The organism is Mucilaginibacter aquaedulcis (genome assembly GCF_030409325.1).
GTDB classification, from domain to species: Bacteria; Bacteroidota; Bacteroidia; order Sphingobacteriales; family Sphingobacteriaceae; genus Mucilaginibacter; species Mucilaginibacter aquaedulcis.
In genome coordinates, this window is record NZ_JAUFPR010000002.1 from 94,292 (window position 1) to 109,634 (window position 15,343).

Below are 15,343 nucleotides of genomic sequence, written 5' to 3' on the forward strand. Positions count from 1 at the left end.
AAAATAAACACACCTTTTTATTCACGTATAATCTACCTCAATAATATGCTGCTATTAGGCATTGATATAGGCACATCATCTGTAAAAGTTGGCATTGTTGACGCCGATACTCAGCAAATAATTGCTTCGGCACAATATCCTGATGAAGAATCGCCTATCAAGGCCTTGCATCCCGGATGGGCAGAACAATCACCCCTGATGTGGTGGGAACAAACTCAGCAGGCGCTGGCCCGTTGTCATGCCCAAAAAACTTATGACCCTGCCGATATTGCCGCTATAGGTATAGCCTACCAGATGCATGGTCTTGTTTTAGTTGATAAAGACCAAAACGTACTGCGCGATAGTATTATCTGGTGCGATAGCCGGGCGGTTGAAATTGGCGATAAAGCATTTGAAGTCATAGGCGAAGAGCATTGTTTGTCGCACTTGTTAAACTCACCAGGTAATTTTACCGCCGCTAAACTGGCCTGGGTAAAGGAGAACGAACCTGCGGTATACAACAAGATAGATAAAATTATGCTGCCCGGCGATTATATTGCCATGAAACTTACCGGAGAGATCACTACTTCGGTTTCGGCACTTTCAGAAGGGGTTTTCTTTGATTTTAAAACAAATGGTATCTCTAAAGATATCGTCGATTATTTTGGTTTTGATGAGAGCCTGTTCCCGGTTATTAACCCTGTATTTTCGTCGCACGGAACTTTACTGGCTTCAGTTGCCGAAATGCTGGGCCTTAAAGCAGGTATCCCGGTAACCTATAAATCGGGCGATCAGCCGAACAACGCGCTTTCACTAAACGTACTTAATCCGGGAGAAGTAGCTGCCACGGCAGGTACTTCAGGTGTAATTTATGGCGTGAGCGATCAGCTTACCTATGATCAGCAATCACGTATTAACACATTTGCCCACGTTAATTACACCGAACAACAAAAGCGTTTAGGCGTGCTGCTGTGTATTAACGGCACAGGTAGCTTATACCGCTGGGCCAAATACAATTTTGGTGCTGGCTTAAGCTATACCCAAATGAACAATGAGGCTAAAAAGGCTCCATTAGGCAGTGAAGGTTTGCAGATATTGCCTTTTGGCAATGGTGCCGAACGCATGTTAAACAACAAACAGGTAGGTGCCCACATCCAAAACATCGACCTGAATCTGCACACCCAGGCACATGTTTTCAGGGCGGTACAGGAAGGGATAGCCAGTGCCTTCCGTTACGGACTGGATATTATGCGCAGCAATGGTATGAACCCAACTGTGATCCGTGCCGGAAAAAGCAACCTGTTCCTGAGCGAATTGTTTACCGAAACCTTTGTAAACGCCACCGGCGTACCCGTTGAGCTTTATAATAACGATGGCAGTGTAGGTGCTGCTTTAGGTGCAGGTATTGGTGCTGGCATATTTAAATCGCCTGCCGAGGCATTCAGTAATACCAGGGCTATCCAATTGGTGGAGCCTTCAGGAAAACAATTTGAACCCATATACCAGGGATGGAAAGAGCTTTTAAACTTAAAGCTAAAGGCAGAAAGCTAAAAGCACGAAACAAGTAATCAAAATCATTTAAATACTCATTACTCACAACTTATAACTAAAAATTAATATACCATGAGCATTGTAACCGGAGAAAAACAATTTTTTAAAGAAATAGGGCAGATCAAGTACGAAGGACCGGAGTCTGATAATCCGCTGGCTTTCAGGTGGTACGATGCCGATAGAGTAGTGGCTGGCAAAAGCATGAAAGATCATTTACGTTTTGCGGGCGCTTACTGGCACTCGTTCTGCGGTAACGGTGCCGATCCGTTTGGAGAGGCTACCCATATTTTCCCATGGAATGAAAAAACCGACGCCATTGAACGTGCCAAAGATAAAATGGATGCCGCGTTTGAGTTTTTAACCAAAATGAACCTGCCATACTACTGCTTTCATGATGTGGATGTGGTTGATTATACTAATGATGTAAATGAGAACGACAGGCGTTTACAGGCTTTGGTTGAATATGCTAAACAAAAACAAGCTGCAAGCGGTGTAAAATTGCTTTGGGGTACTTCAAATCTGTTCAGCAGCCGCAGGTATATGAATGGCGCGGCAACCAATCCCGATTTTCATGTATTGGCCCATGCGGGCGCACAGGTTAAAGCTGCTATCGATGCAACCATTGCATTAGGCGGCGAAAATTACGTTTTCTGGGGTGGCCGTGAAGGTTACATGAGCCTGCTTAACACTGATATGAAACGTGAGCAGGAACATTTTGCCCGTTTTTTACATACCGCTAAAGATTATGCCCGCAAACAAGGTTTTAAAGGTACATTCTTTATTGAGCCAAAACCATGTGAGCCAACCAAACACCAGTATGATTATGATGCAGCCACAGTGCTGGGCTTTTTGCAGAAATATGATTTGCTGAACGATTTTAAACTGAACCTGGAGGTTAACCATGCTACTCTGGCCGGTCATACCTTCCAGCATGAGTTGCAGGTAGCTGCCGATGCCGGTTTATTAGGTTCAATAGATGCTAACCGCGGTGATGTGCAAAATGGTTGGGATACGGATCAGTTCCCGAATGATATCAATGAAATTACCGAATCGATGTTGATCATATTAGAGGCAGGCGGTTTCCAGGGCGGCGGTATAAACTTTGATGCCAAAATACGCCGTAACTCAACAGACCCGGCAGATCTGTTTTACGCCCACATTGGCGGTATGGATATTTTTGCGCGTGCATTGGTAATTGCCGATAATATCCTCCAAAAATCAGATTATAAAAAGATAAGAAGCGAAAGATATGCCTCTTTCGACTCGGGTTCAGGTAAAGATTTTGAAACAGGTAAGCTTTCGTTAGAAGATTTGCGTAACTATGCGATAGCTAATGGCGAGCCTAAAGCCATTAGTGGTAAACAAGAATATTTAGAAAATTTGATAAATCGCTATATATAGTTTATAATTGTCAATCTAACATATTAAACCAATCTAACCAAAACCAATGAATCTGAAAACCCTATCGTATGGCGATTATGCTGTATTCTTGATCTACTTTGTATTAGTTTCCAGCTATGGCTGGTGGGTATATAAGCGTAAGCACAACGCCGATGCCACTTCAAAGGACTATTTTTTGGCCGAAGGTTCATTAACCTGGTGGGCTATCGGAGCATCACTGATCGCATCAAATATATCTGCAGAGCAGTTTATCGGAACCAGCGGATCTGCATTCAAGATGGGGTTAGCCATATCTACCTACGAGTGGATGGCGGCTATCACACTGATCATTGTGGCGGTATTTTTTATCCCGGTATATCTTAAAAATAAGATATTCACCATGCCGCAGTTTTTGCACCAGCGCTATAACGGCACGGTAGCCATGATCATGGCTATTTTCTGGCTGTTGCTGTACATTGTGGTTAACCTGATGTCTATCCTGTACCTGGGTGCCTTGGCTATCAGTGGTATATCTGGTTTGGATATTCACCTGTGTATCTGGTTGCTGGCTATATTCTCCATTGTAATTACACTGGGTGGTATGAAGGTTATCGGTTATACCGACGTTATACAGGTTGCGGTGCTTATTTTAGGTGGTTTAATGGCTACTTACCTTGCACTTACACTTTTAAGCGAAAAAGCAGGAACAACTGGCTTATTAAATGGCTTCAAAATTCTGCACTCAGAGGCTACGGATCACTTCCACATGATCTTTAGGAAGGATAACCCTAACTACATGGACTTACCGGGTTTAACGGTTTTAATTGGAGGTATGTGGATTACTAACCTGAACTATTGGGGTTGTAACCAATACATTACGCAGCGTGCCTTAGGTGCAAACCTAAAAACCGCCCGTGGTGGTATCCTGTTTGCAGCTTTTCTGAAACTGTTGATGCCGGTTATTGTGGTATTGCCAGGTATAGCTGCTTATTTGCTTTATCAAAAAGGTATGTTCCACCAGGAAATGATGAGCTCATCGGGTGTGTTAGATCCTAATAAGGCTTATCCATCATTATTAAACTTACTTCCTTCAGGCTTAAAAGGTCTATCGTTTGCTGCTTTAACAGCAGCTATCGTGGCTTCATTGGCCGGTAAGGCAAACAGTATTGCTACCATCTTTACTTTAGATATCTACAAAAAAGCTATTAATCCGGGTGCTACCGATAAAAAACTGGTTAACCTGGGTAAATGGTCGGTAGTAGTAGCTATGGTATTGGGTATAGTATTATCTGAGTTGATAGGTAAAACATTGATGGGCGAGGGTAAACAAGGCTTCCAATATATCCAGGAGTATACAGGCTTTGTATCGCCGGGTATATTTGCCATGTTTATTTTAGGGTTCTTCTGGAAAAAGGCCACTTCAAATGCTGCTTTATTTGCTACAATTGGCGGGTTCGTATTCTCCTGTTTCTTTAAGCTGCTGCCACGTTTTGCCGATCTGAGCTTCCTGTCGCCTTACGGTTTCTCGAAACTGGCTTTGCAGGATGATAAAGTAACACAGCTTTACGAAATACCTTTCCTTGACCGTATGGGTTTTGTATTCATCATTTGTGTGGTGGGTATGTACATCATATCTAAAATAGATGCGGCCAGAGGGGTAACTACCAATGGTTTGGAAATTGATGCTTCAATGTTTAAAACATCAAGAGCGTTTACCGCCGGTGCTTTAATAGTTACCGGTATTGTGGTTGCGCTTTATTCTATCTTCTGGTAGTAGTTAATACATTCAGATATAAAAGAGGGCGGCATATCATGGATGTGCCGCCCTTTTGTTTAACAGAATATGTCATTTGCTAAAACGTTATAAATTATATGCCTTAAAGAGAGAGCTTTTTGAATATCCGAAAACGATTGCGTGGATTGTTTTGGCTATCCTTTCTAACTTCTGTAAAATGATATGTAATTTGCGATTCAAACCTATTATACAACAATACCATTTGATCCATGGTGAATAATTTAGAACAAACATTTCGCTGGTTTGGGCCAACCGATCCGGTTACTCTCACAGCTATCAGGCAAACAGGTGCCACAGGCATTGTTACATCACTTTACCACATCCCAAGCGGGAAGGTGTGGAGTTTGGATGAAATCAACGAACGGAAAAAAATAATTGAAGATGCAGGCCTTACATGGTCGGTTGTGGAGAGCGTTAATATTCATGAGAGTATTAAGACCGCTGCGTCCGACAGGGATAAGTACATCGAAAATTATGTAAGCACCCTCAAAAATCTTTCGCTGGCAGGAATCAACATCGTTTGTTATAATTTTATGCCCGTGCTTGATTGGACGCGCACCGATCTTGATTATCTGCTACCCAATAAAGGAACAGCCCTCAGATATGATGCTAACGCGCTGGCCGCGTTTGATCTGTACATACTGGAGCGTGAAGGAGCCGAAAATGATTTTACACCGGCACAGCAACAGGCTGCAAAAAATTACCTGGATAATATTACTGCCGAAGAGAAAACGCAGCTCATCAATAACCTGATGGCTGGCCTTCCTGGTACAAACAAAACACTTACCATCGCCGAGTTTAAGGAGCATTTAAAAAGATATGCCGACACAGATGCAGCGGCTTTGAAAAACAATCTCGGTTATTTCCTGAAAGGGATTATTCCGGGAGCTGAGGCAGCGGGGGTAAGGATGTGTATCCACCCCGATGATCCGCCGTTCCCGATATTAGGCTTGCCTCGCGTGGTATCAACAGAGCAGGACCTTGCCGATGTGGTTAACTTTAGCCCATCGCCAAGCAATGGTTTAACTTTTTGCAGCGGCTCGTTAGGAGCAAGGCCGGATAATGACCTGCCTGGTATTGTGGAACGCCTGGGTCAGCACATTCATTTCCTGCACCTGCGCAATGTACAGCGTGAGGATGACGGCAGCTTTTTCGAGGCCGAGCATTTGAACGGTAGTACTGATATGTACGCGGTAATGAAAAAGATTGTTTTAGAACAACAAAAGCGCCATAAAAACGGTCGCCAGGATATTGCCATACCAATGCGCCCGGATCATGGTCATAAACTGTTGGATGATTTTAACTATAAAACCTATCACGGTTATTCGGCCATCGGAAGGCTGAAAGGCCTTGCTGAATTGCGTGGCTTAGAAATGGGAGTTAAGAGATCATTATTTGATAAATAATATGAACCTTGACTAAGTCCTCTCCAAAGGAGCAGACTTGAAAGGGAAGTTTAGAACCCTCTCCTTTAGAGAGGGCAGGGAGAGGTTCCCAAATATTAAAGAAAAAAATACATTTTACCTGCATAAGCACAATGAAGAATTTTTTAGATCAGGATTTTTTACTGCAAACCAAAACGGCACAGCGCCTGTACCATGAATATGCAAGCTCGTTGCCTATTATTGATTACCACTGCCACTTGCCACCTGATCAGATAGCTAACGATATTAATTTCAAGAACCTGACCCATGCCTGGCTTTACGGCGACCATTATAAATGGCGTGCTATGCGTGCCAATGGTGTTAACGAGGCTTTTATAACAGGCAATAAAACAGATCAGGAAAAGTTTGAAAAATGGGCCGAAACCGTACCATATACATTACGTAACCCACTATATCACTGGACGCACCTGGAGCTGCAACGTTACTTTGATGTTCACGATCTGCTTTCGCCTGCAACGGCTCAAAAAATATATACCGATTGTAATGCGAAAATTGTTACCCCGGAGTTCAGTGTGTGTAATATTCTGAAAGGCAAAAACGTAGAGGTAGTTTGCACCACTGACGATCCGCTGGATAGTTTGGCTCATCATCAAAAAATAAAACAAGATGGGTATGCAATAAAGGTACTCCCTGCTTTCAGGCCGGATAAGGCCATGAACGCTGATGATCTTGCTACGCTGAATAACTACATTGATCAGCTGCAACAGGTTGTTAATGCCGACATTGCAACACTTGACGATTACCTGAATGCCTTAAAAGGCCGCCATGATTACTTTGCCGCCAATGGCTGTACATTGTCTGATCATGGTTTGGAGCAGATCTATGCTGAGGACTACACGGAGAGTGAAATAGCTGCCATCTTCCTGAAAATACGAGGCAAGCAAGCGTTGTTACCACTGGAGATACTGAAGTTTAAATCGGCCATGTTGTTTCAGTTTGCCGTGTGGGATCATGAAAAAAGCTGGGTTCAGCAGTATCATCTCGGTGCGCTCCGCAACAACAATACTCGCGGGTTAACCAACTCAGGCCCGGATACCGGCTGGGATTCTATCGGCGATTTTTCGCAGGGAGCGGCCTTGTCAAAGTTCCTGAACAAGCTTGATCTGAATAACCAGCTTACAAAAACCATCATCTATAACCTGAATCCTGCCGATAATGAGGTATTTGCCGCCATGACAGGTAATTTTAACGATGGCTCGGTTGCCGGTAAAGTTCAGTTTGGCTCAGCCTGGTGGTTTTTGGATCAAAAAGACGGGATGACCAAACAGTTGAACGCCCTATCGAACATCGGCCTTATCAGCCGTATGGTAGGTATGCTTACCGATTCGCGCAGTTTTTTATCGTTCCCGCGGCATGAGTATTTCCGCAGGCTGGTTTGTAACCTGTTTGCTGAAGATATTGAGAACGGAGAACTACCAAACGATATAGCATGGACGGGTAAGATCATCCAGGATATATGCTATTATAACGCTAAAAACTACTTTAACTTTGATCAGCAATAATGAGTAACCCTTTTGAAAACAAATCGCCAAAAGGTAGTATACTTTCATTTGGCGAGTTACTGCTCAGGATATGCCCCGATGCAAACGGTGAGTGGCTGAACAATAATCAGTTACCCTTTTTTGTAGGCGGTGCCGAACTGAACGTGGCTACAGCGCTGGCCTTATGGGGCTTGCCATCGGCTTATTTTACAGCTTTGCCTGATAATGCCTTGTCTGATCAGATATTGAACTACCTGCAAGGCAAAAAAATTGATACCACACCCGTTTTTAAACATGGCGACAGGATCGGTTTATATTACTTAACCCGTGGGAAGGATATTAAGAACAATGCGCTGATCTATGATCGCGCTAACTCGGCCTTTGCCACCTTAAAAACCGGCCAGGTTAACTGGGACAAGGTTTTGGATGGCGTAAGCTGGTTCCACTTCAGTGCTATTTGCCCGGCCATTAGTCAGGATGCTGCCGATGTTTGCGCCGAGGTGCTGAAAGCAGCAACTGCCAGAAATATCACCATATCAGTTGATCTGAATTACCGCGCAAGGCTTTGGCAATATGGCAAACAGCCTATTGATATTATGCCGGAGCTGGTAAAACACGCCGATCTGATCATGGGAAATATCTGGGCGGCAGAAAGAATGCTGGGTATTGATATTGAGGAGGAAGTGACAGAATCGGGCCAAAAGAGCATCTATCTAAAGGAAGCTCAGAAATCATCTCAGGGTATCATGAAACAATATCCTAAATGCAAAGCCGTAGCCAACACTTTCCGTTTTGATGCCGGCGAGGGCATAAACTATTATACTGCTTTGTATGATGGCGATAAGTTGCATGCTTCGCAACAATACGATACGGATAAGGTGAAAGATAAGGTAGGCAGCGGCGACTGCTTTATGGCAGGCCTCATTTATGGTATGTATAATGATTTTGCACCGCTGGATACATTAGAGTTTGCTACTTCGGCGGCTTATCAGAAATTATTTATTGAGGGAGATGCAACCAATAATACGGTTGAGGAAATTACAAAAGCAATAAAATCATGAGTAAAAAAAATATAGTACTGGATGCCATATTAACCCAGGGTTCGTTACCCTTGTTTTTTTATGAAGATGCCCAGGTGAGCCTTGAAATAACCAGAACCTTGTACAAGGCGGGTATCAGGGTATTTGAGTATACCAATCGTGGTGCTGCGGCACTTGAAAACTTTAAAGTGCTCAAAAAAGCGCAACAGGATGAAATGCCCGATCTGCAATTAGGCATAGGTACCATTAAGGTTGCTGCTGAAGCAACCGCATTCATCGCTGCGGGTGCCGACTTTATTGTGGCTCCTGTTATAAACCCCGAAGTTGGGGCAATAGCCAAGGAGCACGATATGTTATGGATACCGGGCTGTATGACACCAACAGAAATCAATACCGCGCAACAACATGGCGCGGCCTTAATTAAATTATTCCCGGCCAATATTTTGGGGCCGGAGTTCATGTCGTCGATAAAAGAATTATTTGCAGGGCAGTTATTTATACCAACAGGTGGGGTTGAGTTAAATATCGATAGTATCAGCACATGGTTCAATGCCGGGGTTTGCGCGGTGGGCATGGGAAGTAAGCTCATCAGCAAAAAAGTACTGGAAAATCGTTTGTATGATCAGCTGTATGCAGATACCCTGAAGCTAATGGAATTGGTGCAAGCCAGCAAATAACCTAAACAACCAATTAAAACCAATTATAATGAAAGAAACCAAAGTTGGCAACTACAGATGGGTAGTAGTAACACTTCTATTTTTCGCCACTACTATAAACTATCTTGACCGGCAGGTTATAGGTTTATTAAAACCTGTATTAGAAATTCAATTTCACTGGACTGAAACCGATTATGGCTATATCGTAATGGCATTTTCAACTGCCTATGCCATAGGGTTGCTGGCCTTTGGTGGTTTTATTGACAAAATAGGTACAAAATTAGGTTATACCATATCATTAATTGTATGGAGCATAGCAGCCATGCTGCATGCCATTGTTAAAAGTACATTTGGTTTCGGAGTGGTAAGAGCGGCGTTAGGTATAGGCGAATCCGGTAACTTTCCGGCAGCCATTAAAGTTGTTGCGGAGTGGTTTCCTAAAAAGGAGCGGGCTTTGGCTACCGGTATATTTAATTCAGGTGCTAATATAGGGGCGGTGGTTGCTCCAATTATGGTGCCCTGGATATTGGGTGTTTATGGTTGGCAAATGGCCTTTATCATTACCGGTGCCATTGGTTTTATATGGCTTATATTTTGGTGGATATACTATGAGATACCATCTAAACATAAAAAAATATTGAAGGCAGAATTTGACCATATTCATAGTGATTTGGACGCTGCTGTGGGAAAGGATGAAAGTAAAATTAAGTGGGTTCAGCTTTTTGGAATCAGACAAACGTGGACTTTTGTTATCGGCAAATTTCTTACCGATCCTATATGGTGGTTTTTCCTTTTCTGGCTTCCATCTTACTTTTCAAGCACCTTTAATCTCGACCTTAAAAGACCAAGTCTCCCGTTAATTTTGGTTTATACAGCCACTTCAATTGGTAGTATTGGCGGTGGATACCTGTCATCATATTTTATAAAAAAAGGATGGCCTGTGTTTAAGGCACGCAAAACCTCTATGTTCATATTTGCATTATGTGTGTTACCCATTATTTCGGCAAAATATGCAACTAATATCTGGCAGGCGGTAGCGCTTATCAGTTTGGCAGCGGCAGCACATCAGGCCTGGAGTGCAAATATTTTTACTACAGCATCTGATATGTTCCCCAAAAGGGCGCTAAGCTCCATAGTAGGTATAGGGGGTATGGCTGGTTCAGTTGGTGGGATACTTTTCCCACTGTTAGTAGGCAACATATTGGAGTTTTACAAAGAAGCAGGCCATTTAACTACCGGCTACAATATTATATTCTTGATATGTGGTTGTGCATACTTGCTGGCGTGGTTTATCATGCATTTACTATCGCCAAAAATGAAACCTGTTAATTTATAACAGGCTATAGCTATCAGGGCATTTGCGGGGTGTTCGTTTTGAGATTGCGAACGCCCCTTTACCCTGAATTTAAATATCCTTTAAGCCTTACTAACGTGATCGGCCAACTCATCTATCCAGCCCGATAAATAAGGTTCTGTACCGGTTAGCCTGATCCATTGCCCGTCCGCATCTTTTGCTATGATCAGGTGCAATGTGCCGTCTATTGATTTAAATTCATAAGCATTAGCAAAATTAGGGTATGAAATTGCTTCTACAATACCGTCAATCGAGCTGTCGGTGCCGGTAAGTGTTACTTCAAATTGTTGTTCCATAATCTATAAATTTATATGCTAACACGTTTTAAGGTGTTTGTGTTTGCCTGATATTAGGTTATAAAAAATGGTATGCAATTGTTTTTGCATGAGGTTCACAAAAATATTCTCAAACTGGTTTGTACTCAAACTTTTAACATCAGCTTGTTGTTTAGTTAATAATTCCAGAACAATGAACCGATTACTTAATGCAAAATATTTCCAGGTAGCCCAAAGGATATGGGGCACCAGGCTACTGTTTGTTAATATATACATGATTGCCAATCGTCCCGGCTCGGCAAAGGGTTGGGTTTTGATAGATACAGGATTAAAAGGCTCGTCGGCCAAAATAATAGCTATGGCCGAGGCTTTGTTTGGCCCGGGTACCAAGCCATCGGCAATTATACTTACCCATGCTCACGGCGACCATGCCGGCGGTTTACCCGAACTTTTAAAACACTGGAACGTGCCTGTATATGCTCACCGGCTTGAAATACCTTACTTAACTGGCCTGTCATCATATCCACCTCCCGATCCGTTTGTGGGCGGCGGATTAATGAGTCTAGCCTCTGTATTTTTTCCGGTAAAACCTTTAAATATCCGGCACAGGATCAGAGCCATAGATGTAGAAGAGGGGATACCCGAATTGCCCGATTGGAAAGTAATTGAAACCCCGGGACATTCGCCCGGTCATATATCTTTATACTTACCGGTAAGTTCCGTTTTGCTGGCAGGCGATGCCGTGGCCACTACAAAAGCTGAGTCGGCCATATCGGTATTTAATTATACGGGCAAATTATGCGGCCCGCCAAAATATTTTACCATGAACTGGGAGGCTGCCGCTGCATCGGTACGTAAAATCGCAGCTGTTAATCCGCGCACCATCGCTCCGGGTCATGGACTTGTTATGCGTGGCCGCGAACTACAGGATGCCTTACAGGAACTCGCGGAAAATTTTGAAGAAGTAGCCATGCCATCAAGCGGAAGATATCTGAACAATCCGGCCATGACCAACGAAACAGGTGTTACCTATGTACCTCCCTTTGTAAGCAGTGCAGAATTTAAAGTCGCGGTTTCGTTTGCTGCAGCCTTTGCCGGGTTTATGATCATGCGGCAGTTGAGGTGAGTAATAATCTTTGAGTTTGAAAATTTGTCATTGCGAGCGAAGCGTGGCAATCGCGAATTTGTCTGAACCAGGATTACACTGATTTATTGGATTAAAGGATTTTATTTTAGTTTTTTTTATAATCGTGGTAATCCCTTAATCCCCAAAATCGTGGTTCAGACAAATTCGCGATTGCCACGCTTCGCTCGCAATGACAAAATATTAGTCGTAACCAGCGGCAACAGAAGAAAAATGTCTGAACCAGGATTAAACAGATTTGTTGGATTAAATGATTTTGCTATGATTTTGGATAATCATGGTCATCCCTTTAATACCAAAAATCGCTGTCCATTCGATTCATCAAATTATCTGCAACGGGAATAAATTCTATATTTACACAGTGAAAAACATGCAACCTGACCCGAAAATACTTGTTGATATTGTACAAATGCGGATGCCTTATGGTAAATATAAAGGCACTATCATTGCCGATATACCTATCAGTTACCTGGAGTGGATGGCCGGCAAGGGTTTTACAAAAGACAAAATGGGCATGTTGTTGTCAACCACCTTTGAGATCAAAACTAATGGGCTCAGCGAAATACTCACCATAGTGAAAAAGTCGTTAAGATAGGATAGGAGACTCGCTTCAAGATTACCTTTTTCTGACATCTGCCTGTAAGGATTGCGCCGTATATTCGACTAACAACATAAAATCATTATATCATGAACAAGTTGATGTTATATATAGCAGGGCTTTTTTTGTTTGTTGGCTGTGCCAGCGGACAATCATCTGATAAGTTTGCCAAACTACCACAGCCCAAAGCAGGCGAAGCAGTTGCCACTTTTGGTGGGGGCTGTTTCTGGAGCATGAGCGAGGCCATGTCTGAGCTTAAAGGTGTGAACAAAGTAATTTCAGGATATGCAGGCGGCGATACCAAGAACCCAACCTACAGGGAAGTGAGTTCGCAAAATACCAACCATGCCGAAACAGTGCAGGTTTATTACGATCCTCAAATAATAAGTTACGAAAAGCTTGTAGAGGGTTTTTTCTTCGCGCATGACCCCACCACGCTGAACCGTCAGGGGCCCGATGAAGGTACTGATTACCGTTCTATAGCTTTTTACCGTACTCCCGAAGAAAAGAATATTTTGCTGGCCACCATTAAAAAAGTGAACGAATCAAAGCATTATAATAATCCTGTAGTAACTCAGGTAGTGCCATTCACCAACTTTTATCCTGCCGAAACCTATCATCAGAGCTATTACCGAACCCATGGCGATAACCCTTACATTGAAAGTGTTTCAGAACCCAAAGTTTTGAAATTCAGAAAAGCTATGATCGCTGATCTGAAACCGGAGTTTAGGAATTAATATATTGGAATTTGTGCTTTATCCCATTTAACATTATGTCATTTCGAACGATAGTGAGAAATCTTATACGCGCAGGGTATCGCACGTATAAGATCTCTCCTCGTACCTCGTTCGAGATGACAATTGTTTTTTGTTGACTGTTATGATTTGTAACACCTACAACTTATTAAACCAGCCTTTTCTCCAAAATACTACCACCTGTATAATGGCTATTAAAAACATGAAGATAAGGGCGTAAACATAGCCGTGGCGCCAGTAAAGTTCGGGCATGTTATCAGGTATGGTATGGCCATGATCATCCTGGCGTGAAAAGTTCATGCCATAAATACCGGCAATGAAGGTAAGGGGAATGAAAATTACCGATATAATGGTGAGCACCTTCATAATCTCGTTCATCCTGTTACTTACCATTGATAAGTAAAGATCAATGATGCTGGAGGTTACCTCTTTATAATTTTCAATGAGGTCCATAGCCTGGATGCAATGATCATAGGCATCGCGCAGGAAAACTTTAACTTCTGACGTTATCAGCGGGTTTTCGGACCGGATCATATCGTTGATCTTATCGCGCTCGGGCCAGCTCGCCCTGCGTATAATGATCAGCGTACGCTTAATTTGCTGCGAATTAAACATGATGCTTTTATCAGCATCGGAGTATACCTTATCCTCAATGGCGTCAAGTTTATCGCCAATATGGGCCAGTATTAAAAAGTAAGTATCTATAATGGTATCGGTTAAGGCATAGCACATATAGCCTGGCCCGGCAGTACGGATAGCACCTTTGCCAGCTTTTAAGCGGGCTTTAACCGCTTCAAAATGTTCATGATAATCCTCCTCAAAGCTGATGATCAGGTTATCTTTAATAATGCAGGAAAACTGGTTGTTTATCAGTTCATCCTCCTTGTTAAAGTGTACTATACGGCTGGTACAGAAGGCATAGCCGTCATACTCATCAAATTTGGGGCGCTGGTGAGTGTTGGCTATATCTTCCAGCACCAATGGGTTTATACTCAGGTGAACACCTATCTGTTCAATCAGTTCCGCATCGCCCAAGCCATTTACCTTGATCCAGTGGGTCCACTTAGCGCGGCCGTCGCATTTTTTAAACTGATCAAGTATTACTTTAATACTTTTGCCTTCAGATATGATCAGATCATCCTTATTATATGAAAATATGGCAATATGCGGCTTTACGGCATCTTCCGGAATTACAATAAGCCCGGGACTATCGCCAACGTTGCCTGCAAGTTTGCGTACCTTATATTTTACACGCTTTATCCTGCTGTCCATTTACAAATAGTTAATGCTTTGCGGGCCCTGATTGAATAAGAGATCAACGATGCTCAGATTTTTCAGGAAGCCTTTCCGCTCTTCAAAAACCTGAAAGTAGGTTTTTTGTTCAAGTTCAGTTTCCTTTTTCGGGTGAATGGAGGTTCTGAAATCAGGAATGGCAGGGTATTCGGCATGATATTCATCCGTATAAGCTATCTCCGTTTTTATTTTCGTAAGCCTAAGCAGTAACTGCAAAAGCTGTTCGTTATAGTCAAACAGGAAGGGAATCTGTTTTTGCTTTTGGTAAAACGCGGCAAAATCGTCCTCATAATACTCAAAATAAGCAGAGCGGCGGTAGCAGGCACCAAGGCTTTGCCAGTGCAGGCGCTGCCAGTCAAAATCATAACTGATCTTTACGTCCGTAATTTTGGTATGATTTTTTGAACCTTTTATAACCGGCACCACCAAAGGCAATATGCCCTCGGGCGAATAGATGTTTGCCCGGTTACGGTAAGTTTGTTTCGGAAAATGTTCTTCTCTTTCTATCAGAATATCAGGTTTATAAGCATTTAATCTTACAAAATATTCAACCGGCGGAAGATAAAACATAGGTAATACAGCACCTTTTTCAATCAT

Annotated in this window: 14 protein-coding genes; 11 read left to right on the forward strand and 3 right to left on the reverse strand. The window is 42.8% G+C overall.

The features are described 5' to 3' along the window. Window positions 1-45: 45 nt before the first annotated feature. The 8 genes from QWZ01_RS05020 to QWZ01_RS05055 all read left to right on the forward strand — a co-directional run bounded on the left by QWZ01_RS05020 (window position 46) and on the right by QWZ01_RS05055 (window position 10,663). Window positions 46-1,530: a xylulokinase gene (locus QWZ01_RS05020; protein WP_290322158.1), complete on the forward strand. Its 1,485-nt coding sequence runs from the start codon at window positions 46-48 to the stop codon at window positions 1,528-1,530. Window positions 1,531-1,602: 72 nt separating this feature from the next. Next, window positions 1,603-2,931, forward strand: coding sequence for a xylose isomerase (xylA, locus tag QWZ01_RS05025; protein WP_290322159.1), 1,329 nt, complete (start codon window positions 1,603-1,605; stop codon window positions 2,929-2,931). Window positions 2,932-2,983: 52 nt separating this feature from the next. After that, complete coding sequence (locus QWZ01_RS05030; RefSeq protein ID WP_435404565.1) at window positions 2,984-4,684, forward strand: sodium/sugar symporter; 1,701 nt, start codon at window positions 2,984-2,986, stop codon at window positions 4,682-4,684. Between the two features lie 230 nt (window positions 4,685-4,914). Further along, entirely contained in the window at window positions 4,915-6,111 is a 1,197-nt protein-coding gene (gene uxuA / locus QWZ01_RS05035; protein WP_290322161.1) for a mannonate dehydratase, read from the forward strand. A gap of 131 nt (window positions 6,112-6,242) precedes the next feature. Further along, window positions 6,243-7,652 (forward strand): glucuronate isomerase, encoded by a 1,410-nt coding sequence (uxaC, locus tag QWZ01_RS05040; protein ID WP_290322162.1) that lies wholly within the window; start codon window positions 6,243-6,245, stop codon window positions 7,650-7,652. Continuing rightward, the gene (locus QWZ01_RS05045) at window positions 7,652-8,692 is read left to right on the forward strand and encodes a sugar kinase (protein ID WP_290322163.1); all 1,041 of its coding nucleotides are present in this window, start codon (window positions 7,652-7,654) and stop codon (window positions 8,690-8,692) included. The genes uxaC and QWZ01_RS05045 overlap by 1 nt, the downstream gene beginning before the upstream one ends. Next, window positions 8,689-9,348, forward strand: a complete 660-nt coding sequence (locus tag QWZ01_RS05050) for a beta/alpha barrel domain-containing protein (protein WP_353959387.1) — start codon at window positions 8,689-8,691, stop codon at window positions 9,346-9,348. The genes QWZ01_RS05045 and QWZ01_RS05050 overlap by 4 nt, the downstream gene beginning before the upstream one ends. A gap of 28 nt (window positions 9,349-9,376) precedes the next feature. Further along, a complete protein-coding gene (locus tag QWZ01_RS05055; RefSeq protein WP_290322165.1) occupies window positions 9,377-10,663 on the forward strand; it encodes an MFS transporter in 1,287 nt (428 codons plus the stop codon). 80 nt (window positions 10,664-10,743) lie between these two features. Here the strand turns inward: QWZ01_RS05055 and QWZ01_RS05060 are convergent, their stop codons facing one another. Beyond that, a complete protein-coding gene (locus QWZ01_RS05060; protein ID WP_290322166.1) occupies window positions 10,744-10,977 on the reverse strand; it encodes a hypothetical protein in 234 nt (77 codons plus the stop codon). Window positions 10,978-11,149: 172 nt separating this feature from the next. On the opposite strand from QWZ01_RS05060, the gene QWZ01_RS05065 reads away from it, so the two are divergent. From QWZ01_RS05065 to msrA, 3 genes are all read left to right on the forward strand, one after another. Then, a complete protein-coding gene (locus tag QWZ01_RS05065; protein WP_290322168.1) occupies window positions 11,150-12,082 on the forward strand; it encodes an MBL fold metallo-hydrolase in 933 nt (310 codons plus the stop codon). A 388-nt stretch (window positions 12,083-12,470) separates the two neighbouring features. After that, the gene (locus QWZ01_RS05070) at window positions 12,471-12,695 is read left to right on the forward strand and encodes a DUF3820 family protein (RefSeq protein WP_290322169.1); all 225 of its coding nucleotides are present in this window, start codon (window positions 12,471-12,473) and stop codon (window positions 12,693-12,695) included. Window positions 12,696-12,787: 92 nt separating this feature from the next. Next, window positions 12,788-13,435, forward strand: a complete 648-nt coding sequence (gene msrA, locus QWZ01_RS05075; RefSeq protein ID WP_290322171.1) for a peptide-methionine (S)-S-oxide reductase MsrA — start codon at window positions 12,788-12,790, stop codon at window positions 13,433-13,435. Window positions 13,436-13,591: 156 nt separating this feature from the next. On the opposite strand, the gene corA is transcribed toward msrA, so the two are convergent. Both corA and QWZ01_RS05085 read right to left on the reverse strand, forming a co-directional pair. Beyond that, window positions 13,592-14,725, reverse strand: a complete 1,134-nt coding sequence (gene corA, locus QWZ01_RS05080) for a magnesium/cobalt transporter CorA (RefSeq protein ID WP_290322172.1) — start codon at window positions 14,723-14,725, stop codon at window positions 13,592-13,594. Further along, window positions 14,726-15,343 (reverse strand): WbqC family protein, encoded by a 618-nt coding sequence (locus tag QWZ01_RS05085; protein ID WP_290322173.1) that lies wholly within the window; start codon window positions 15,341-15,343, stop codon window positions 14,726-14,728.